General features: G+C 73.9%; 17 protein-coding genes. 12 read left to right on the top strand and 5 right to left on the bottom strand.

The features are described from left to right. The first annotated feature begins 3 nt into the window (after positions 1-3). From WMF12_RS13360 to WMF12_RS13385, 6 genes are all read left to right on the top strand, one after another. Positions 4-1,296: a formylglycine-generating enzyme family protein gene (locus tag WMF12_RS13360; RefSeq protein WP_437871587.1), complete on the top strand. Its 1,293-nt coding sequence runs from the start codon at positions 4-6 to the stop codon at positions 1,294-1,296. Between the two features lie 194 nt (positions 1,297-1,490). Beyond that, a complete protein-coding gene (locus WMF12_RS13365) occupies positions 1,491-2,231 on the top strand; it encodes a hypothetical protein (protein ID WP_437871592.1) in 741 nt (246 codons plus the stop codon). After that, on the top strand, positions 2,228-3,517 hold the full coding sequence (locus WMF12_RS13370; protein ID WP_437871594.1) for an ABC transporter ATP-binding protein: 1,290 nt from the start codon (positions 2,228-2,230) through the stop codon (positions 3,515-3,517). The genes WMF12_RS13365 and WMF12_RS13370 overlap by 4 nt, the downstream gene beginning before the upstream one ends. Beyond that, positions 3,507-4,271: a hypothetical protein gene (locus WMF12_RS13375; protein ID WP_437871597.1), complete on the top strand. Its 765-nt coding sequence runs from the start codon at positions 3,507-3,509 to the stop codon at positions 4,269-4,271. The genes WMF12_RS13370 and WMF12_RS13375 overlap by 11 nt, the downstream gene beginning before the upstream one ends. 125 nt (positions 4,272-4,396) lie before the next feature. Continuing rightward, the gene (locus WMF12_RS13380) at positions 4,397-4,816 is read left to right on the top strand and encodes a hypothetical protein (RefSeq protein WP_272103474.1); all 420 of its coding nucleotides are present in this window, start codon (positions 4,397-4,399) and stop codon (positions 4,814-4,816) included. Positions 4,817-4,857: 41 nt separating this feature from the next. Next, on the top strand, positions 4,858-5,400 hold the full coding sequence (locus WMF12_RS13385) for a hypothetical protein (protein WP_437871598.1): 543 nt from the start codon (positions 4,858-4,860) through the stop codon (positions 5,398-5,400). Here WMF12_RS13385 and WMF12_RS13390 read toward each other — a convergent pair. The 3 genes from WMF12_RS13390 to smpB form a co-directional block, all read right to left on the bottom strand. After that, complete coding sequence (locus WMF12_RS13390) at positions 5,378-6,832, bottom strand: DUF362 domain-containing protein (protein ID WP_437746008.1); 1,455 nt, start codon at positions 6,830-6,832, stop codon at positions 5,378-5,380. The two genes, WMF12_RS13385 and WMF12_RS13390, sit on opposite strands and share 23 nt — an antisense overlap. 191 nt (positions 6,833-7,023) lie before the next feature. Next, the gene (locus tag WMF12_RS13395; RefSeq protein WP_437871599.1) at positions 7,024-7,326 is read right to left on the bottom strand and encodes a hypothetical protein; all 303 of its coding nucleotides are present in this window, start codon (positions 7,324-7,326) and stop codon (positions 7,024-7,026) included. Beyond that, positions 7,323-7,847: an SsrA-binding protein SmpB gene (gene smpB, locus WMF12_RS13400; RefSeq protein ID WP_437535436.1), complete on the bottom strand. Its 525-nt coding sequence runs from the start codon at positions 7,845-7,847 to the stop codon at positions 7,323-7,325. Before smpB ends, WMF12_RS13395 begins: the two co-directional genes overlap by 4 nt. A gap of 189 nt (positions 7,848-8,036) precedes the next feature. On the opposite strand from smpB, the gene WMF12_RS13405 reads away from it, so the two are divergent. From WMF12_RS13405 to uvrA, 3 genes are all read left to right on the top strand, one after another. Further along, positions 8,037-8,429: a hypothetical protein gene (locus tag WMF12_RS13405; protein ID WP_437871600.1), complete on the top strand. Its 393-nt coding sequence runs from the start codon at positions 8,037-8,039 to the stop codon at positions 8,427-8,429. A gap of 40 nt (positions 8,430-8,469) precedes the next feature. Beyond that, a complete protein-coding gene (locus tag WMF12_RS13410) occupies positions 8,470-9,996 on the top strand; it encodes a collagen-like protein (RefSeq protein ID WP_437871602.1) in 1,527 nt (508 codons plus the stop codon). Between the two features lie 249 nt (positions 9,997-10,245). Then, on the top strand, positions 10,246-15,588 hold the full coding sequence (gene uvrA / locus WMF12_RS13415) for an excinuclease ABC subunit UvrA (protein ID WP_437871604.1): 5,343 nt from the start codon (positions 10,246-10,248) through the stop codon (positions 15,586-15,588). 45 nt (positions 15,589-15,633) lie between these two features. Here the strand turns inward: uvrA and WMF12_RS13420 are convergent, their stop codons facing one another. Beyond that, positions 15,634-15,837 carry a hypothetical protein gene (locus tag WMF12_RS13420; RefSeq protein WP_012235204.1) on the bottom strand — a complete coding sequence of 68 codons (204 nt, stop codon included), beginning with the start codon at positions 15,835-15,837 and terminating at the stop codon, positions 15,634-15,636. Between the two features lie 183 nt (positions 15,838-16,020). Between WMF12_RS13420 and WMF12_RS13425 the strand changes: the two genes are divergently transcribed. After that, entirely contained in the window at positions 16,021-16,509 is a 489-nt protein-coding gene (locus WMF12_RS13425) for a hypothetical protein (protein WP_437871605.1), read from the top strand. A gap of 471 nt (positions 16,510-16,980) precedes the next feature. Here WMF12_RS13425 and WMF12_RS13430 read toward each other — a convergent pair whose 3' ends face one another. Continuing rightward, on the bottom strand, positions 16,981-19,068 hold the full coding sequence (locus WMF12_RS13430) for a protein kinase domain-containing protein (RefSeq protein ID WP_437871608.1): 2,088 nt from the start codon (positions 19,066-19,068) through the stop codon (positions 16,981-16,983). Positions 19,069-19,394: 326 nt separating this feature from the next. On the opposite strand from WMF12_RS13430, the gene nadC reads away from it, so the two are divergent. Beyond that, a complete protein-coding gene (gene nadC, locus WMF12_RS13435) occupies positions 19,395-20,246 on the top strand; it encodes a carboxylating nicotinate-nucleotide diphosphorylase (protein WP_437873852.1) in 852 nt (283 codons plus the stop codon). Further along, positions 20,243-21,064, top strand: coding sequence for a biotin--[acetyl-CoA-carboxylase] ligase (locus WMF12_RS13440; RefSeq protein WP_437871611.1), 822 nt, complete (start codon positions 20,243-20,245; stop codon positions 21,062-21,064). The genes nadC and WMF12_RS13440 overlap by 4 nt, the downstream gene beginning before the upstream one ends. The last annotated feature ends 68 nt before the right edge of the window (positions 21,065-21,132 follow it).

The raw sequence follows: 21,132 nt of genomic DNA on the forward strand, positions 1-21,132 counted from the left end.
CCTGTGGGCCTCGGCGAGCAGCGCTCCGTCCGCGCGCCGGGGGGGAAGGCCCTCGCCGCCGCCGCCTCGCTCGCAGGCCTCCTCGCGGCCGCTCCCGGCTGCGATCGCGGCGGCGCCTCGCCGGGCACGGACGCCGATCTCGACGCCGCCCCGCCCTGGGACGTGAGCCAGACCGAGCCGGAGCCGCGCCCCGGCATGGCGTGGATCCCGAAGGGCGTGCTCATCGCGGGCACGCCGCCGGACCGGCTGCCGCGCATCGCCGACGAGGAGATGGCGGGCGCGCAGGTCGTGATGCACGGCTTCTACATCGACATCTTCTCGTACCCCAACGAGGTCGGCGCGATCCCGACCACGAACATCGCGCAGGACGAGGCGCGCGCGCTGTGCGAGGCGCAGGGCAAGCGCCTCTGCACGGAGCTCGAGATCGAGCGGGCCTGCAAGGGGCCGGACAACACCACGTACGAGTACGGCGACACGTACAAGGCGCCGGTCTGCGCGACCGGGCAGAGCCGGGTCCTGACGCCCAACGGGGTGAACGCCGGGTGCGTGAGCGCGTTCGGGGTGCACGATCTCCATGGCGGCGTATGGACATGGACCTCGAGCCAGTGGCAGCGGGACAGCGGCAAGTCGGGGCTCGTCACGCTGCGCGGAGGCAACGGGCCGACGGGCGAGCTCGTGGGGCGATGCGCCCACGGGCGCGGCGCCAAGCCGGACATGCGCCGCCCCGAGGTCGGCGTCCGCTGCTGTGCCGGCGAGGTGAACAGCTTCGAGGTGGTGCTCGAGGTGACGCGCGATCGCCCGCTCCGGCTGGAGCCACTCGTCGACGCGCGCGCGGCGGCGCAGCTCGCGGCGCTCGCGCCGGAGGAGGTGCGCAACGCGTCCCGGGCCGGGTCGGCCGAGGGGGCGTTCAGCGTGGAGCGCATGTGGACCTGGCACCCCCGGGGCAACGAGGAGCTCGTGCTCGGCGGCGGCTGCGCGCGGCCGGCCGGGGTGAACGGGGCGCCGCGCGGCCGCGGCAAGCGCGCGAAGCGGGCGCGCCCGGGCGACGGGACGACGTGCGGGCTCCTCATCGGCCGGATGCGCATGAGCGCGCCGGCGCTGCTCGCGTTCGTCCCGTCGGATCTCTGGGAGCCCACGATCGGCGAGACGGACTCGCCGCGCGAGCTCTTCCTGTACGGCGGCGATGCGCTGGGCGCCTTCCGCCGTCGAATCACCTACGAGTGGGGCAAGATCGGCGTCGCCGACAAGGAGCGCAAGCGCAAGCACAAGGGCCGCCGCGGGCTCTCGTACGACTGAGTCCCCTCGGCGTCGCGACGAGCGCGCAGGGGCTCGCGGTCGCGACGCCGTCGTAACGGGTGGCGCTGGCGCACGGCGGCACCACATTCCGGCGGCGCGCTCCGGTCCGCGGCACATTCGCCTTGCGCCCGGGCGCCTGGAAGGGCAGCGCTAGCAGCGCGCGTCGCCGCCGCGCCGTCCGCACGCTCCCTCCGATGACCCGCCCGCACGACCCCGAACCGCGCGACGCGCCGAGCAAGCGTCCGGATGATCCCGCGCGGCGGCGCGCGGCCGCGCGGCGCTCGCTGCGCGCAGCCGTCGCGCTCGGCTGCGCGCGGCTCCGCGGCGCGCGCGGCGGGCGGCTCGGCCTCGCCATGGCGGCGCTCATCTCGCTGGGGTGCGGCGTCATGGCGCTCGTGCTCCGGCTGGACGACGGGACGACCTCGCTGGAGGCGCTGCTCGGGTCCGCGGCGCGCGGGCTCGCGTGGGCGGCCGCTGGCCCCATCGCCCTCGCCGCGGCGCACGATCGCCCGGGGGCCGACCGCCGCGACGGCATCGAGGCGCTCGCCGCCGCGCGGGGGATCTCGCGGGCCTCGCTCCACGGCGTGCGCAGCCTCGCCGCGATGCTCGAGGTCGCGCGCGTCGTCGCGCTCCCGCTGGCCGCGCTCTCGGTGCTCGCGGCGCTCCTCTCCGGCTCGCTGCTGCTCGGCCTCCAGCACCTCGCGTACGGCGCCGCGCTCGCCCTGTTCGGCGTGGTCTCCGGTGTGACGCTCGGCGGCCTCGCCGCGGCGAGCGGCCGCGTCGCCGGGGCGCGAGGGCGCGCCCTGTTCCTGGTGCTGACCCTCGTCCCCTGGGGGCTCGCCGATCTCGCCGGCGACTCGAGGTGGTCGATCCCGGGAGCGCTCGGCGCGTTCCTCTCCTTCGCGGCCCGCTCGGCGGGAGGCCCTGCAGGATGAGCCCGGGCGCTCCTGTCGTGGTGCTCGAGGGCGTGCGCGCGCGCGACGGCGCCGGTGAAGAGGGGCGCCCTCGGGGGGGCCTCTCGGGCCTGTCCTTGGCGCTCGGCCCGGGCGTGCACGCGGTGCTCGGCGCCCCGGAGGACGGGACGCTCGCCCTCGCGGAGGTGCTCGCAGGGCGCGCAGCCCCCCTCGCCGGCCGCGTCCTCGTGGCGGGGCGCGACCCGCGCCGGAGCGCGGCGACGCGGGCGCGGATCGGCGTCCTCGCCGCCACCCCGGAGCTGCCCGACGGCGCGTCGGTGGCGTCGTGCATGTCGGTCGCGCTCCGGGCCCGCGGCGCGCCCGCGGGCGGCGCCGCGGCGCTCCTCGAGCCGCTCGGCGTCGCGCCGCTCCTCGCCCGCCGCGCGGCCTCGCTGAGCTTCTCCGAGGCCCGGGCGGTCGAGCTGTCGCTCGCCCTCGGGGTGCCGCGGCCGCTCCTGCTCTGCCTCGTCGAGCCGTTCGCCGACGTCGCCGTGCCGTCTCCGGAGCCGGTTCGAGAGCGCCTGCGCGCCCTCGCTGCAGCTGGCGCCTGCGTCGTGCTCGTCACGTCCTCGACCGTCGACGCGAGCGCCCTGGCCGACCGCATCCACGTGCTCGATCGCGGCGTCATCGCGCGAACCGAGCCTGGCGCCGGCGACCACCTCGCCGCTGCCCCGGGCGCGGACCCGCCGGGCGCGGGGCGGCCCGAGGTCGAGATCCACGTGCTCGTCCACGAGCGGGCGCCCGACGCGCCCGGCGCTCGCGCGCTCGCCGCGGCGTTCGCGAGCGCTCCCGCCGTGCGCGCGGGCGCGTGGGAGCAGGGGCCGGCGGAGGCGTCGTCGACGCTGCGGATCCGGGCCGCGGACAGGGAGGCGGCCGCGCTCGCGATCCTGGATGCGGCCGCGAGGGAGGACGTCACGCTCCTCGCGATCTCCTCGCCGCCCCCGTCGATGCACGACGTGCGGGCGGCGACCGCGCTGCACCTGGCCGCCGTTCGCTCGCGCCGGCCCTTCGGCGCACCCGCGAGCGAGGGCGCTGCCCCGCTGCCGGGCGCGCCCGAAGGGCCGTTTGCGGTGGCGGCGTTCGACGCACCGACGCCGCTCGGCCCGGCAGCGCCGCTCAGCCGGCCGTCGGACGGTCCGTCCGCGCCCGCTGGTGAGCCGCTGTCGGCGCACGGCGATGCCGCTGCCGGCGGACGGATCGGGGCCGACCCGCCGGGGGCCGACGGTTCGCCGCGCGCCACGGAGACAGGACGCCACGATGGTGGGTGAGAGCGCATCGAGCGCCGCAGCGCGGCCGCTTCCTCCCGCGGAAGGGGGGGTCGAGCGGGGCGGGCGCGCGCTGACGGGCGTCCGCCTCGGGATGGAGATGACCCTGAGCCGCCTCCGAGCGCGGCGTCCGCTGCTGGCGTTGGGGCTCGGCGCCGCGCTCGCGGTCGCGGCCGCGGTCATCGAGATCGCGTTCGGGCCTTCCGGGGCCGTGGACCGGGCGCTGCTCTCCACGTTCCGCCTCGCCACGCCGCTCACGATCTTCGCCCTCGCCGCCGACGCCGCCGATCGCACCACGCTGCGCGACGCGGCCTGGCCGGCGGCCCGCTTCGGCGCCTCGTCCCACCATGTCGCGCTCGGCATCGCCCTGGCCACGGCCCTCGCTTCCGCCCTCGTGGGAGCGCTGCTCGCCGTCGTCGTCGTCGCCGCCGCCCATGGTCCTGGCGCTGCGCCATTCGTCCGAGACATGCTCGTCAGTGGGTGGATCGGCGCGCTCACCGGAGCCGCCTACGCTGGCTGGTTCTCGCTCGGTGCGACCTTTCTCCGGCGCGGCCTCGGCCGCTTCGTGCCGCTCGCGGCCGATCTCCTGCTCGGTGGCTCGGCCGGGGTGATCGGCGCACTGTTGCCCCGGGGCAACGCCGTCAACCTCCTCGGCGGTCCGCCGCCGCTCGGGCTCGGGCAGGCCGCGAGCGCCGCCCTGCTCGCGTCGAGCGCCCTCGTCCTCGCGCTCGTCGCGGCGGCTCGCTGCAGGGAGTAGCGCGCGGGCCGGGGCCGCGGTGGCTCGGCTCGCCTTGCCCCGACCGGCTGCTTGACGTCCACCGCGATGGCGTGAGCGGCGCAAGAGGGATGGCTTCATCCGCTCGTTCACGTACTCTTCAGGGAATGACTCAGGAGCACGGGGACGACGAGGCCACCAAGGCGGTCAACGCGCCTCGATCGGTCCTGCTCGTCGGCTCGTCCGAGGCGCTGGCGGCGCGCTGCAGGGGGATGTGCCTGCGGGCTCGCGTCATGCTCATCGTCGAGAGCGACCTGGCGGCGCTGACGAACACGGCCGTGGAGCGGAAGCCGCTCGCGCTCCTGTTCCCCGACGACATCTACGCCTTCGACAGCGCGGAGTTCGACGCCCTGGCGCGCGACATCCAGGCCGCGGTGGTGACCCTCGAGCCAGGCGTCACGGACGAGGTCATCGAGGCGCGGCTCGCGGAGGCGCTGCTCCGAGCCGAGCTCCTCCGGCAGCCCGAGCCGTCGTCGAGCCGTTACGTGCTCGTGCCCGACGGTCCCCGCCGCTCCAAGCGTCGCTGACCGGCGCGCCCTTGCATGATGATGAAAAGGAGCTCCATCCGATGAGCGAGCTGCACCTCGATCCGAACGCGTCCCGCCTGACGATCCACACCCGAGCCGTAGGGATGCTCGCGCGCCTGGCGCACGACCTCGAGATCACGGCGTCCGAGCTGCGCGGTCGGGCGCGGCTCGACGGCGAGTCATGGAGCGCCGAGCTCGAGGTCCCCGTGGCCAAACTCTCCGTCGCGGGGGTCCTGCGCGGCGATCGCGTCGATCCCGACGCGCTCTCCGCGGGAGATCGCGGCGACATCGAGCGGCGCCTGCGCGGCGAGGTGCTCGCGGGGACCGAGATCGTGGCGGTGCGCGCCTCGGGGGCCACGCGTGACCGCGCCGAGGTGCGCGTCCAGGTCGCCTCGGGGAGCGCCTCGCTGGTGGCGCGGCTCTCCTCGCGCGATCGCGGCGACGGCGCGATCGGGGTGACGGGAACCTGTCAGCTGTCGATGGCTGCGCTCGGCGTGCGCGAGGTCAAGGGGCCGCTCGGCGCCTTCAAGGTGCGGGACGAGCTCGACATCCTCTTCGAGCTCACTCTGCGTCCGGCGGGCTAGGCGGCTCGGACGGGAGCTCGGGCGCCGCGTCGCCGCGCGAGCAGGCGCCGTGGACCTGGTAGGGCTTGCCGGCGAGCCGCTTCGCGAGCGAAGCCCCGCGCCAGGCGACGTACGCCTTGTTGAAGTCGAGCAGCTGGTCAGGGGCGAAGTACGGGTTCTTCGTCTTGCCCAGCGTGACCAGCGTGAGCACCTGCTCCGCCACGCTCACGGGGCAGCCCTCGAGCCGGAGGGCGGTCTCGTTCCGGGCCATCGCGAGCTTGGTCGTCACCTTCACCATCTTCGCGAGGACGTCATCGTGCTTCGCGGTGTAGGGGTCCCGCGCGCTCCGCTCCCGGTACAGGCTCTCGATGCTGACCAGCTGATCGCCGATCTTCCCCTTGTACGTCGCGCAGTCGCCGATGAAGATCACCTTCTCGCCCGGCTTCGCGTCGATGGGGCCCTCGTAGGCGCCGAACACGACGTGCATCCGCGGCATCTTCGCGTCGCACTCCTTGTCGTACTCGCGCAGGATCTCGATCGCCTCCTCGATGGCCCCTGGACAGCCGCCCCAGCAGTAATCGGTGTGCTCGGGCTCGGGCGGCGAGCCCGCGTAGGCCGTGATGTTCGTGCCCTCGAAGTACTTCTCGACGCGGACGAGGCCCACCTTGAACCCCTTGGCCTTGTGCTTCGCCTCGTCGAGCGTCACGTCCCCCGTGATCTCGATCTCGCCGAGGTCCATCGGGCCGAAGCCGCGCTCCGACGCCAGGCGGATGTGCTCGACGCTCCTCGGATCGACGCCGATGATCTGGCAGCAGACCGAGTCGAACGCGACCTGGTTGTTCCCCATGATGATGAGGCCCAGGTCGAACGGCGAGGGCGTGAGCATCCGCCCCTCGCCCGCGGTGATGGCGTCGATCGCGATGAACTGCGGCTGCACGATGTACTGCAGATCGGCGACCTTCTCGTTCAGCCGGTGATCGTGATCGATGAGCCTGTGCCGATCGTCCTGGATCCCGATGTAGTTCTTCATCGAGAAGGTCACGGTGGTCCAGGGATGCGACTTGAACTTGGGGCAGTTCACGAAGAAGTCGGCCTTCGCGACGGGCTCCGGCGTGAACACGTAGTCGCGCAGCCGGCCCTCGTGCGTGAGCGGGATCTCGACCTGCTGCTCTTCCTCGAAGTGGTAGTGCTTGACCCCGGTCCGGCGGAACATCGGGTAGTAGCCGGCGCTCTCGTACGTCATGCGGGTCGGGAGCGTGATGCCGCACCGCTCCCCGACGGCGAGCTCTCTCACGCGCCCGTCGTCGCGATCCTTGAGCGCGCCGATCACCCCCTCGACGAACTCGGGCCGCGTGTACGCGTGCGGAAAGTGCGTTCCCGACGCGACGACGTTGGGCTTGATGAGCGTCCGGCCGTGCGGGCGCAGCGAGAGCTCTTCGAGACCGCTGCGCACGATGCTGCGGATCTTCGCAACGTCATACGTCGAGCAGCGGCGCAGAATTACACGAGGGCGCGACGTAATTTTCATAGAAAGCCAGCGTATGGGTCGCGCTGAGCCATCGCAACACTCGCCGCCGGACGAGCCGCGCCGCGCTACCGCTGCAGAACAGCCTGGGCGTTCGCTGTTGGACGGATCGTCGTGGCTCAGCCCGTGCGTTCGCCGCCGACGAGCCGCGCCAGCTCGGCGCGGACCTCGCGCGTCGCATCGATGAGCCGGCCTTCGAGCTCGTAGGTGCGCTCACCGGGCGCCGCGTCGTTGGGCTCGGTGGGTGTGCGCAGGCGGCACCGGGCGACCTTCACCCGGATCGCCGTCCCCGTCGCTTGCAGCGAGCCCTCCACGCGCGCTCCGGGCGCCGAGGAGGCGGTCGAGTGGAGCCGCACGCGATCGCCGTCGATCTCGACGAGCTCCGCCTCGCCGCCCTTGGACCAGGTGATGTGCGACGTCATTCCGGCCTCCGCAGGCCGGCGCTCCGCCCGCGGGCGGCGCCGCCGCGGGCCCGCTCGATCGCCGCGCGGGCTTCGCGGGCGGCGTCCTTCTCTTTCAGGCTCTCGCGCTTGTCGACGGTCTTCTTCCCCTTCGCGAGGGCGATCTCGGCCTTCACGCGGCCGTTCTTGAAGTAGAGGCGCGTCGCGATCACCGTCATGCCCTCCCGCTCCACGCTCTTGCGGATCGTCTCGATCTCGCTCTCGTGCAGCAGCAGCTTGCGCGGGCGCTTCGCCTCGTGCCCGAAGGCAGCGCCGGACATCACGGGGATGTTGACCCCTTTCAGGAACACCTCTCCGTTCTCGATGGCGCACCAGCTGTCGGTGAGCTCGGCCGCGCCGTCGCGGAGCATCTTCACCTCGCTGCCGAGCAGCACCAACCCTGCCTCGAACCGATCGTCGAGGGTGTAGTCGAACGTCGCGCGCTTGTTGCGCACGATGAGCTTCTCCCCCTCTCGCTCCTTCTCTTTGCCAGCGCGGCTCACGCGGCCGCATAGCGCGCGCGCCGCCGCCTGTCCACACCGCTTCACAGGGCGGCGCCGGCGCCGGCGCTGCTGCTGCGCGCCGCTCGCGCGGCGCGCCCCGCTGCAGTGGCGGCGTCCTCGCTTGACGCCGATCGCCGCCGCTCGTCCAATGGTCCTTTCGCACGACCTGCCGTCGGCCTGGAGGACTCAGTGAATCGCGGACTGCGCTTTTCGGCCTGGCTCGGGGCGATGGTGGTGAGCTCTGCGCTGCTCCCCGCGTGCAGCTGCAGCTGCGGCGTCGCCACGGACTCCGGCACGGTGGACGGCGATGGGGGGTGGGGCGGCGGCGGGCAGGGCGGCGATGGGCACGGCGGCGGCGGGCAGGGCAGCGGCGGGCAGGGCGGCGATGGGCACGGCGGGGGCGCGCCGACTCCCAGGCGCGTCGGGGCGACCGAGACGGTGACGGCTGGCGAGGTCGCGAGGAGCTCGCGCTACCGCATGGTGTTCACGCTCGGGCAGCCGACGCAGAACCAGGGGACGTCGACCTCACCCAAGGTGCGGATGCGAGGAGGGCTCATCGGAGCCGACGGGAGCTTGCCATGACGAGGAGCTGGCGATGAGGACATCGATGATCGCGCGATGCATGACGGCATCCGCCCTGGCGGTGGGCGCGGTCGTGCTCGCGGGGACCGCGGCTGCGGCGGTCCCGGCGACCGTCACCCATCAAGGCCGGCTCTACGACGAGCGCGATGTGCCCATCAGCGCGACGCTCGATGTCGTGTTCGCCCTTTACGACGAGCGCGACGCTTCGACGCCCCTGTGGAGCGAGGTCCATTCGATCACGTTCGAGGACGGCTTCTTCTCGGTGCGCCTCGGCTCGATCGTCCCGTTCGAGCAGGCGATCTTCGACGGCGCCGAGCGGTACCTCGGCATCACCGTGGGCGACGATGTCGAGCTGGAGCCGCGCGCGACGGTCGCGAGCGTGCCGTACGCGCTGCTCGCCGGCAATGTGAACGGCGACATCACGCCGACCTCGGTCACGGTGAACACCACGAGCGGCAACACGCTGGTGCTCGGCGAGCGTGGGGTCATCGTGAACGGCGTCCTCGTGATCGACGAGAACGGCGAGTGGGTCGGCTCGCCGACGGGACTTCAGGGCCCACAGGGGCTGCCTGGACCGATCGGTCCGGCCGGTGCGACGGGGCCGGAGGGGAGGGTCGGTGCGACTGGGCCTGCGGGCGCTGCTGGTCCGACAGGGCCGGCCGGGCCGATCGGAGCGATCGGGCCGACGGGCGCCGCAGGCCCCACCGGGCCCACGGGGCCGGAAGGCGTGGCTGGACCTAGGGGGCCGGAGGGCCCGGCAGGGCCCGCAGGCGCGGCAGGACCCATGGGGCCAGAAGGCCCGGTGGGCGCAATCGGGCCGGAGGGCCCGATGGGACCAGACGGTTCGATGGGCCCGACGGGACCAGAGGGCCCGACGGGCGCGACCGGACCGGAGGGCCCGATGGGCCCGAGGGGACCAGAAGGCCCGGTGGGCGCGATCGGTCCGGAGGGCCCGAGGGGACCAGAAGGCCCGGTGGGCGCGATCGGTCCGGAGGGCCCGATGGGGCCGCTCGGGCCAGAGGGGCCGGTCGGTCCCATGGGACCAGTGGGCCCTACCGGTCCGCAGGGGCCAGTGGGCCCTACCGGTCCGCAGGGGCCACGCGGGTTTACCGGCCCCGCTGGTCCGACCGGGCCCCAGGGGGTCGTGCTGACGTTGACGGTCCAGGGCGTCGGGCCGCACGCCGCGCTGCCGGTCGGGAGGCCTGTCGACTTTTTCGGGCCGACAGCGTTGGTGGCGGTCTCGTCGACGAGCCAGTCGATCTATGCGACCGCGCATCGGTACCTGGGCACGGACGGCTCGCCTGCGGACAGCCTCAAGCTCTACATGTGCTACCAGCGGGTTCGTTCCGGGCCGTCTGGCACGGTGCTCGACGAGGTCCAGGCGGTCGGCCTCGGGATGGCCGGCGGCCGGGTCCCCGCGGATACCCGCGTCCCCTTCGGGCTCAGCGCCGTCATCACCAATCTCACCGCGGGCACCTACAACATCGGGATGTGCGGCCAGACCTTGAGCCCGAACTGGACCAGCAACGATTACGGCTACCTCTCGATCCTCCTCGTCAACGGCTAGCCGCCGCGCCTGCCGGGCGCGCCCGCCGCGCTCGGCTTGCCGGGTCGCCCGAGCGTCGTGCGCACCCCTCGCCACGGACCGTGATAATTCGACGACGCGGAACGCAATGCCGCAGCACGCTGGGTCGGCACGCCGCCCACGTACGATCGTTCGCGACGATGGGCTGAAAGGGGGCTAAACACTCGCGGTTTTCACGCGGCCGTGTCCACTCCGGACGGCGTCCCGCGGGTTCACCCTACCGCGCGTCCTATGCACTCGATCTGTCTCCGCGGCGCCCGCACGCACAACCTCCAGGGCATCGACCTCGATTTCCGGCCTGGCGAGCTCGTGGCCATCGCCGGCGTCTCGGGCGCTGGCAAGTCGTCGCTCGCGCTCGACACGCTCTATTCCGAGGGACAGCGCCGGTTCGTCGAGAGCTTCAGCCCGTACGCTCGCCAGTTCCTCGAGCGGCTCGAGCGGCCGCCGATCGACGCGCTCGAGCCGGTGGCGGCCGGCGTCGCCGTCGATCGACGCGCGCCGGTCAAGAGCTCGCGGTCGACCGTCGCCACGATGGCCGACCTCGAGCCGTATTTCTGTGCGCTCTTCGCGCGCGAGGCGGTGCCTGTCTGCCCGTCCTGCGAGGCGCCGGCCGCGCGGACGGACCCGGCGCGCGCGGCCGACCTCGCCGCGAGCGCGCACGAGGGGGCGACAGCGCTCGTCACGTACCCGATCGCGGTCGCTGGAACCGAGCGGTTCCTCGACGTGCGCGAGTCGCTGCTCGCCGCCGGCTACCGGCGCCTCCTCGTCCGCGGCGAGGCGCGCGACATCGACACCGTGGCGCCGTCCGAGGCGATGAGCGGCGCGGACAAGGTCGAGGTCATCGTCGATCGCGTCCGGGTCGCCCCCCGGGAGCGCCGGCGCCTCGGCGCCGCCATCGAGGAGGCGTGGAAGGGCAGCGGGGGCGACGCCTCGCTCCACCTGCATCGCAAGGCCGATGAGCAGGGCGGCCAGGGGGCGGGGCCCACGCGGCTCCGGCTCGTGCGCGGGCTCGCCTGCCCCTCGTGCGCGCGCGCCTTCGATCCGCCGCGCCCCGGGCTGTTCTCGTACCAGTCCCCCACCGGCGCGTGCCCCTCGTGCCGCGGCTTCGGCCGCACCCTCGGCATCGACTACGACAAGGTGATCCCGGACCCCTCGAAGTCGATCGCAGGCGGCGCGATCCGGCCCTGGAACGGCCGCTCGACGACGTGGGAGCGGAAGCTGCTCCGCGCGTTCTGTGAGCGGAAAGGCATCCGCACCGACAAGCCGTGGCGCGACCTCTCCGACGCGCAGCGCGCGCTCGTGCTCGAGGGGGAGGGCTCGTGGACCCAGGGGAAGTACCCCGGCGTGAAGGCCTGGTTCCGCTGGCTCGAGACGCGCACCTACAAGATGCACGTCCGCGTGCTGCTCGCGCGTTACCGCACCTACGACGTGTGCGGCGCGTGCAACGGCAAGCGGCTCGCCCCCGAGTCGCTCCTCTACCGCGTCGGCGGCCTGGATCTCGCCGCGTGGCACGAGCTCGAGCTCCGCGACGCCCGCGCGCGCCTCGAGGCCGAGCGCCCCCAGACAGGCCAGGGGGAGATGGCGCGTCGCGAGCTCATCGCGCGGCTCGGGTACCTCGAGCGGGTCGGGCTGGGATACCTCTCGCTCGCCCGCCAGGCGCGCACGCTCTCGGGCGGCGAGGCGCAGCGCGTCGCGCTCACCGCGGCGCTCGGCACGTCGCTGACGGGCGCGCTCTTCGTGCTCGACGAGCCGACGGTCGGCCTGCACCCGACGGACATCCCGCCGCTCATCGCGGCCATGCGCGAGCTCGCTGATCGCGGCAACGCCGTGCTCGTCATCGAGCACGAGCCCCTCGTCATCCGGGCGAGCGATCGCGTCGTCGAGCTGGGCCCCGGCGCGGGCAAGCAGGGCGGGCGCGTCACCTTCGACGGCCCGCCCGACGGGCTCGCCGCGCGCGGCCCGCTGGCGTCGGCGCGCGCGGAGCGCCGGGCGCCGAGCGGGAAGATCGCGATCCACGGCGCGCGCGAGAACAACCTCCGCGACGTCACGGTCGACGTGCCGCTCGGCGTCGTCGTGGCGATCACGGGGCCGAGCGGCTCGGGCAAGAGCACGCTGGTGAACGACGTGCTCTACCGGCACATCGCGAGGGCGCGCGGCTACAAGGACGTCGAGGCGCCCGGCCTGTACAGGCGCATCGAGGGCACGGCCGACATCCGCACCGTCACGCTCGTCGACCAGGCGCCGCTGGGGCGCACCTCGCGGGGCAACCCTGCGACCTACACCGGCGCATGGAACCGCATCCGCGCGCTCTTCGCCGAGCAGCCGGAGGCGTCGGCGCGGGATCTCGGGCCCGGCCACTTCTCGTTCAACGTCGCGCTCGGGCGCTGCGAGGCGTGCGCGGGCGAGGGGAGCGAGACGATCGAGATGCAGTTCCTCGCCGACGTGTCGCTGACCTGCCCGACCTGCAAGGGCAAGCGGTTCCGCGACGAGGTGCTCGAGGTGAAGCTCGACGGCCGCTCGGTCGCCGACGTGCTCGACCTCTCGATCGACGAGGCGTTCGAGGTCTTCGTGGGGCAGCCCGCGATCCGGCGGGCGCTCGCGCCGCTCAAGCAGCTCGGCCTCGGCTACCTCACGCTGGGGCAGCCGCTCTCGACGCTCTCGGGCGGTGAGGCGCAGCGGCTGAAGATCGCGCGCGCGCTCGGCGAGCCCTGCGCGGGCGCGATCTTCCTCCTCGACGAGCCGAGCGCCGGCCTGCACCCCGCGGAGGTGACGCACCTCAACGCCGCGCTCTCCGTGCTCGTGGCCGAGGGCGCCTCCGTGATCGTCGTCGATCACGACCTCGACGTCATCGCGGCGGCGGATTGGGTCGTCGATCTCGGCCCGGGCGCAGGCAGCGAGGGCGGGAGCGTCGTCGCGGAGGGGACGCCCGAGGAGGTGGCCCGGACGGCGACGCGGACCGGCGTCTCGCTGGCCGAGTGGTTCGCGCAGCGGGGCGACGGCGGCGCTCGGCGCCCGCGGCGCGGTGCGGCAGCGGCGCCTGCCGCCCTGAAGCCCGGCAAGCGCGGCGGTGGCGCGCGCGCGTCGCTCGACCGCGGGCGGATCGAGGTCGAGGGCGCCCGCGAGCACAACCTCGCCGAGGTTTCGACCGTGATCCCGCACGGCGAGATCGTCGTCATCACCGGCCCGAGCGGCTCTGGCAAGAGCACGCTCGCGTTCGACGTGGTCTTCGCCGAGGGCCAGCGGCGCTTCCTCGAGACGCTGACCCCCTACGCGCGCCAGTTCCTCCCCACGCTGCCGCGGCCGGACGTCGATCGCGTCACCGGCGTCCCCCCCTCGATCGCGCTCGAGCAGCGCACCACGCGCTCCGGCGCCAACTCGACCGTCGCGACCGTGACCGAGATCGCGCACTACCTGCGGCTGCTCTACGCCAAGGTCGGCGAGGCGCGCTGCCCGGACTGCGACGTGCCGATCGAGGCGCGCTCGCCGGACGAGGTGTACCGCTCGCTCGTCTCGACGCGCGGCGCGCGGACGCTCCTCGCCCCCGCCGTCGTGGCGCGCAAGGGGACGTACCTCGACGTCTTCACCGCCGCCGCCCGGGCCGGCATCACCCGCGCGCTCGCCGACGGCGAGCCGTGCGCGACCGACAGCCCTCCCCGCCTCGACAAGCGCCGCGAGCACTCGATCGATCTCGTGATGTACGAGGGGCGCATGGACGGGCTGGATCGCGCCCTCTTCGATCGCGCCCTCGCGTTCGGGCGGGGGGCGGTCAAGCTCGTCGGCGGCCGCGGCGGTGAGCAGCTGCTCTCCACGACGCGCACCTGCCCGCGCTGCGGCGTCGGTGTCCCGGAGCTCGATCCCCGCTGGTTCTCTTTCAACACGAAGCAGGGCCGGTGTGAGTCTTGCGAGGGGACGGGCGCCTCGGATTTCGACGACGACGCGCTCGCGACGCCCGACCCGTGCGAGGCCTGCGGCGGCTCGCGCCTCGCGCCGATCCCGCGGGCGGTCCGGCTCGCGGGAGAGCGTTACCACCAGGCGTCGGGCCGGTCGGTCGCGGCCGCGGCCGCGTGGGCGAGGGGGCTACAGTTCACGGGCGACCGCGCGCTGATCGCCGAGGCGCCGCACAAGGAGCTCTGCCGCCGGCTCGACTTCGTCTGCGAGGTGGGCCTCGGGTACCTCACGCTCGATCGGCGCGCGGCCACCCTCTCGGGCGGCGAGATGCAGCGCCTGCGGCTCGCGGCGCAGCTCGGCAGCGGCCTCACCGGGGCGCTGTACGTCCTCGACGAGCCGACCATCGGCCTGCACCCGCGCGACACCGACCGGCTGCTCGGCAACCTCCGGAGGCTCGCCGGGATGGGGAGCACCGTGCTGATGGTGGAGCACGACGCCGACACGATCCGCGCGGCGGATCACCTGATCGACCTCGGCCCCTCGGGCGGGCGTAAAGGCGGCCGGATCGTCGCGGCGGGGCCGTCGCGCGCGGTGCTCGCGAACCCCGACTCGCCGACCGCCCGGGCGCTCGCCGGCGAGGATGCGCTGCTCAGCGCTCGCCCGGCGCGCCCTCCCGTGCGCGAGCACATCGAGCTCCTCGGCGCCCGCGCGCACAACCTCCAGGGGGACACCCTCCGGATCCCCGCGGGCCGGATGACGGTGGTCGCCGGCGTGTCCGGCTCGGGGAAGAGCACGCTGATCCAGAAGGTGCTCTACCCCGCCGCGCGCCGTGCGCTGAAGCTGGAGGCGCCCGAGCCGGGCCCGCACAAGGCGCTCCGGCTTCCGAAGAGCATCCTGCGGGCGGTGGCCGTCGATCAGTCGCCCATCGGGCGGACGCCGCGCTCGATCCCCGCGACGTTCCTGGGCGTCTGGGACGAGGTCCGCAAGCTCTACGCTGCCTGCCCCGACGCGCAGGTGCGCGGCTACGGCCCTGCGCGGTTCTCCTTCAACACGGCCTCCGGCGGGCGGTGCCCCGCGTGCGAGGGGCAGGGCGTCATCGCGCACGAGATGTCGTTCTTGCCGGACGTGACCACGCCGTGCGAGGCGTGCGGCGGCGCGCGCTTCGAGCCGGCGACGCTCGACGTGCGCTACCTCGGTCTGTCCGTCGGCGAGCTCCTGGACCTCACCGCGGAGGAGGCTGTCGAGGTCTTCGCGGCCCACCCGAAGATCCGCGCCCCGCTCTCGACGATGTGCGATCTCGGCGTCGGCTACCTCCACATCGGCCAGGGGTCGCACACGCTCTCGGGCGGCGAAGCCCAGCGGCTCAAGCTCGCGGCGGAGCTGACGGCCGGCGCGCGGCCGAAGCCCACGCTCTATGTGCTCGATGAGCCCACGACCGGCTTGCATCTGGCGGACGTGACGCGCCTGGTCCGCGTGCTCGATCGTCTCGTCGAGCGCGGCGACACGCTGGTGATCATCGAGCACCACCCGGCGGTCATCGCGTGCGCGGATCACGTGGTGGAGCTCGGCCCGGAGGGCGGCTCCGGCGGCGGGCGCATCGTGGCGGAGGGCACCCCGCGCGAGGTGGCGCGTCAGCCGACGGCGACGGGCGAGGTGCTGAAGCGGATCTTCGCGAAGGCTACGTGAGCGGGCGCGCCGCGCGAACCGGCGCGCTGTCCCGGGGAGCGCGGCTCAGCCGCCGGCGCGCTTCGCGTACTGGTACGCGGTGTAGGCGGAGATCAGGTGGCAGATCCAGCCGAGCCAGCCGCCCGAGCCGATCCACAGGCCGGGGGTGACGATCAGCCAGAAAATGCAGCGCAGGAACGCGCCGTTGTAGAGCTGCCCAACGCCCGGAATAAGGAACGAAAGCACTGCGGCGATCCCGGATTTGCTCATGGCATCGGAACCTGATCACCGTGACCGCCCTGTCAAGCGGGCTGGGGGAACCTCGGCACGGACCCGCCGCGCCGCTTCCAGCGGCACAGCGGGCGGCGCAGGACAGCTCAGTGGCTGCCCGGTAAGACGATCCTTCGACGGCCCGTCGAGGACGTAGAAGGGGTCGGCGCAGGGGTCGTCCCCGTGGCGGTGGGCGCAGGGGTCGTCCCCGTGGCGGTGGGTGCAGGGGTCGTCCCCGTGGCGGTGGGCGCAGGGGTCGTCCCCGTGGCGGTGGGCGCAGGGGTCGTCCCCGTGGCGGTGGGCGCAGGGGCCGTCGCCGTCGGCTTGGGTTGTGCTTGCGCCGTCGGCTTCGGGGCTGCCGCCGGGGCAGGCGCGGGCGGCTCCGGCGCGGTCGCCGCGGGGGTGGCGGCCGTCGGAGGGGGAGGCGCCGGATCGCCGGCGACCGATGCAGGCGCCGGGGGCGCCTCGATGGGCGTCAGCGCTGCAGCATCTTCGGACGATCCTCGGCTGCGCATCACGAAGAAGACGGTCGTCAGCCCGCCGATGAGCACGAACGCGCCGATCCCGATCAGCGCGAGCGTCGCGCCGGAGCTCTTCGCGCGAGGCCGCGCGGGGATCGGCGCCGGGTACAGCGCACCGCTGCCCGGCGGCTGGGGAGCGCCGCCGGCGTGAAACCCCGGCGCTCCGGCGGCCCCGGGGCCACCTGGGGCCCCGAACGGCGAGCCGCCGTACGGGCTGGGAGGCTGGGGCGGCTGCCCGTAAGCGCCTCCTGCTCCAGGTGGCCCGCCGTAATTCGCTGTCGCACCGGGCCCGTACGGGCCGGGTACACCAGGTGGCGGCGCGCCGTACGGGCCAGCGGGAGCGCCGTAAGGGCCGGGCGTTCCGGGAGGTGCGCTGTTGGTCCCGCCTTCGACGAGGGTCCGCGGGACGGCTGCGCCAGCGGCGTTCGGATCGTGCGGCGCGGTGCCGGGCGGCACGGGAAAGGCGCCCTGCGGCGAGTTGAGCCCTGCGAGCGGAGGCTCGCCGGGCACTGTCTTGCCAGGGCCGTACATGCCGCTCGGGGGCGCAGGCCATCCCGGCGGCGGACCGCTATTCTGGTTGCTCATCGAGATCGCATCCTACCTACCGTAGGCGCTGGGCGCGTCAGTTGTTGGGTACGATGATCACGCGCCGTCGAGGCCTGTCCGACGGCGTGGTGGTGGTCGGGCTCGTCGTCGGCGGGCTCGTCGTCGGCGGGCTCGTCGTGTTCGGTTGTGGGTTGGCCGGCGGCTGTCCGCTGGGCGGCGCGGGGAACGGGAACGGCGGCAGCGTCGACGGGATGACCCAGGGAAGCTGGGGGATGATCGTCGTCCCGCTGGGGCGTGTCGTCGGCGCCGTCGTGGTTGTCGGCGCCGTCGTGCTCGGCGTCGCCGGCGGCTTCGCCGTCGTGGTCGGCCGGGGCTGCGGCTTGGCGACCACGGGCGGCTCGACAGGAGGTGGCGTCACCGCCGGGGGCGTCACGGCGGGCGGCGTCGTCGCGGGCGGGCTGGGATCCGAAGGCACCGTGTTGGCCGGCTGGAGGGTCGGCAGGGCCGGCGCCACGTCGGCCTGCTCCTTCCGGCTCAGCTCGTTGGCGATGTACAGACCGCCGACGACGGCCCCCGTGATCCCCGTGGCGAGCAGCAGGATGGCGAACAGCGACGTCCCGCCTCGCGCGGGCCGCTGCGCGCCGTGCGCCGAGGCGCTCTGCGAGATCCTCGGCAGCGGATCCATCGGCGCCGTCCCAGGGATGTAGCCCTGCGCGCCGCCGCCATACGCGCCGCCATACCCGGGCGCTGGGCCGCCGTTGAATCCGCCGCCCGGGGCCGCGCTCCTGTCCATGAACGGCGCGCCTCCGACCGCCGTCCCTCCCGGGCGCGGCGACACATCGAAGGGTCCCGGCTCGTGGCTCGTGGCGGGCACCCCCTGGGGGAGAGCGTAGGGGGCGGCGCTCACGGTCGCCGGCTGCGCGATCTGGGGATACCCACCTTGTTGGGGATAGCCCCCTTGGGCGAAGTACGGGCCTGAGGAGGGCTCCGGCCTCGGCGTGAACCCTGGAGCTGACGCCGAGGGACCTCGGGAATCCGAGGAAAAGCCGCCCATGGGGGTCGAGGGCCCGAGGCCGCCCGGGGGGCCGCTGGACGCGTGCTGCGCGCCGCCGTCCTCCGGCGGAATCGTCTTGGGAACGGAGCTGGCGCGACCGTCCCCCATCGCGTTGGTCGCGGGCGCCGCCGCGGAGGGCGCGAGCATCCCGGGCGCCGCGAGGGCTGCCGCCAGGGCGGCCCCGGACGACCGCGCCAGGCTGACCTCGGACGGCGCGGGGGTGAGCGCCGACGGGGCGCGGGCGGCTCGGGCGAACGGCTCCAGGGCGCTGCGGAGCTCGGCGGTGGTCGCGAAGCGATCCGGCGGCGAGGCCGCCATGGCGCGGTGGACGGCGGCGCAGAGGCCGGGCGCGAGCTCCGGCGCCAGGTCGGAGAGCTGCGAGATCTGGCCCGAAAGGTAGGCTCCCGCGATCTGCTGGGGCTCATCGCCGCCGACCGGCCGGCGGCCGGCCAGCATCTCGAAGATGATGACGCCCAGCGAGAAGATGTCGGCGCGCGCGTCCACGGAGTCCGCGGAGTAGGCCTGCTCGGGCGCCATGTACTCGGGGGTGCCCATGATCACGCCGGGGCGCGTCAACCCGCGATCGAGCTCCCCCGTGACCTTCAGCTTGGCGATGCCGAAGTCGAGCAGCTTGATGAGCGGCTCTCCCTTGGCGGACTTCGTGATGATCACGTTGTCCGGCTTCAGGTCCCGGTGGACGACGCCCGCGCGATGGGCGGCCTCGACGCCCTCCAGCATCTGCATCGTGTACTCGAGCGCGTCGGGGTACCCGAGACGAATGCCTGCCCGGTAGAGCTCCTCGTACAGGGTCTGGAGCGTCTTCCCCTCCAGGTACTCCATCACGATGAACGCCAGGCCGGACGCCGTCTGGTCGACGTCGCTGACGCGAACCACGTGCGCGCTCTGGATCTGCGCGGAGACGCGCGCCTCCTGAAGGAAGCGCTGCACCAGGCCGGAGCGGCGGGACAGCTCGGGGTGGAGAAACTTGAGGGCGACCGTCGTCCCCAGCACCTCGTGGCTGGCTTCGTAGACGCTCCCCATGCCGCCATCGCCGATGAGGCGCACGAGTCGGTACTTGTTGTTGATGACCTGGCCTGCCTGCGGACGCATCGATCTCCGTTGAGGGCGCTGGAGTTGCTCGGAGAGTCTCACAGGCTGGTAGACGAACGTCAGCCCCATTTGTGCGACACAGCGTCGCGATGATCGCGAACCGCCCTGCTTTTCGGCGCAGCGAGCCCCATCCATTTCCGCCCGCGTCCCGTCCAGGGCGCCCATACGGCTGAGGTCGCACGCACCAGGGTGCACGTGCCACCACAAGGATTCGCGATGACGCAATGCGTTGTTGCGCTTCGTGTGGGCGCGACAGCGCTGATGCGCGCGTGCGGGACCGAGTATACCTGGGAGCGCCGCGTGGGAGCGGCGCCGAGGAGATGCCCGTGCTGGCTGCGCCGTTGCTCGATGCCCTGATCGATCGCTCTCTGGAGGAAGACCTCGCGGGAGGCGATCTCACCACCGAGGCTTGTGTCGAGGCCTCCGCGCGCGCGACCGCGAAGGCGGTCGCGCGCAAGCCGCTCGTCGCGTGCGGGGGCGACGTGTTCCTGCGCGTCTTTCAGCGCCTGGATCGGCAGGTGGAGGGCGAGGTGCTCGTCGCGGACGGCACCGCCGTCGGCGCCGGCACGGCGCTGTGGACGGTGCGTGGCCGCGCGCGCTCGCTCCTCAGCGCGGAGCGCACCGCGCTCAACCTCGCGCAGCGGATGAGCGGCGTCGCCTCCGAGGCGCGCCGCTACGCCGAGGCGATCCCGGCTGGGTCGAGCGTGCGCATCACCGACACCCGCAAGACGACGCCCGGTCTCCGTGGGCTGGAGCGCTACGCGGTGCGCGTGGGCGGCGCGCACAACCACCGCGACAGCCTCGGGAGCGCCGTGCTCATCAAGGACAACCACATCGTCGCGGCGGGCGGCATCACGACCGCCATCGCCCGCGCGCGGGCGCGTGCCCCGCACACGACGAAGGTCGAGGTCGAGGTGGCCTCGCTGCAGGAGCTCGATCAGGCGCTGGCCGCCGGCGCGGACATCATCATGCTCGACAACTTCACGCTGGCCGATGTCAAGGCCGCGTCCGCGCGCGTGCGGTCGGCGCAGCACGGCCGGCCTCTCCTCGAGGTCTCCGGCGGCATCACGCTGGAGCGCATCCCCGAGCTCGTCGCGGCGGGCATCGACGTCATCAGCGTCGGGGCGCTGACGCATTCGGCGCGCGCCGCCGACATCGCGCTGGATCTCTCGCTGTGAGGCGGCTCGACGGGGAGGCGATGGAGCGCGAGCTCTCACGGCTGGGCGCGTCGTTCGGGCGGCCGCTCGCCGTGGCGGCCGAGACCGCGTCGACGAACGACGACGCGCGGAGCGCGGCCGCAGCCGGCGCGCCGCACGGGGCTGCGTTCCTGGCCGACGCGCAGACCCAGGGTCGGGGGCGCGGCGGGCGCTCCTGGCACTCTCCGCCCGGCGAGAACCTCTACCTGTCGGTGGTGTTGCGCCCGAGCCTGCCGGCGAGCCGAGTGGCCCCCATCGCGCTCGTCATGGGGCTCGCCGTCGCGTCCGTCATCGAGCGACGGCTCGCGCCTCTTCCGTCCCGCGGCGCGTCGAGCGGCGGCTCCGCCGTCGAGGTGCGGCTCAAGTGGCCCAACGACGTGCTCGCCGGGGCCCGCAAGCTGGCGGGGATCCTCGTCGAGGCCCAGCTGCGCGGCGAGTCGGTGAGCAGCGTGATCGTCGGCGTCGGGCTCAACGTCCATGCGTCGAGCTTCCCGCCGGATCTGTCGGCGCGGGCCACGTCGCTCGCGATGCTCGGGATCGACGACGTCCCGCGCGAGCGCCTCGCCGCGGAGCTGCTCCAGGCGATCGGCGACGCGGCGGCGAGGTTCGAGGCAGGAGGGCTCGCGCCCTTCGCGGAGGATCTCGCCCGGATGGACTGGCTGCGCGGCCGCCGCGTCGAGGTCGGCGGCGTGGTCGGCGTCGCGGCGGGGATCGATCCGGAGGGGCACCTGCTGGTCCGCGGCGCGGACGGCATCCTTCGAGCGGTGGCGGCGGGCGAGGTCAGCGTCATCTCCAGCTGAGCGCCCCGCGCCGCTTGCGTTGCGCGCTCGGCGCGGCCAAAGCTCCCGCCCCACTTCGGGTCGCCGGC

Source organism: Sorangium sp. So ce363 (genome assembly GCF_051520435.1).
GTDB classification, from domain to species: Bacteria; Myxococcota_A; Polyangia; order Polyangiales; family Polyangiaceae; genus Sorangium; species Sorangium cellulosum_B.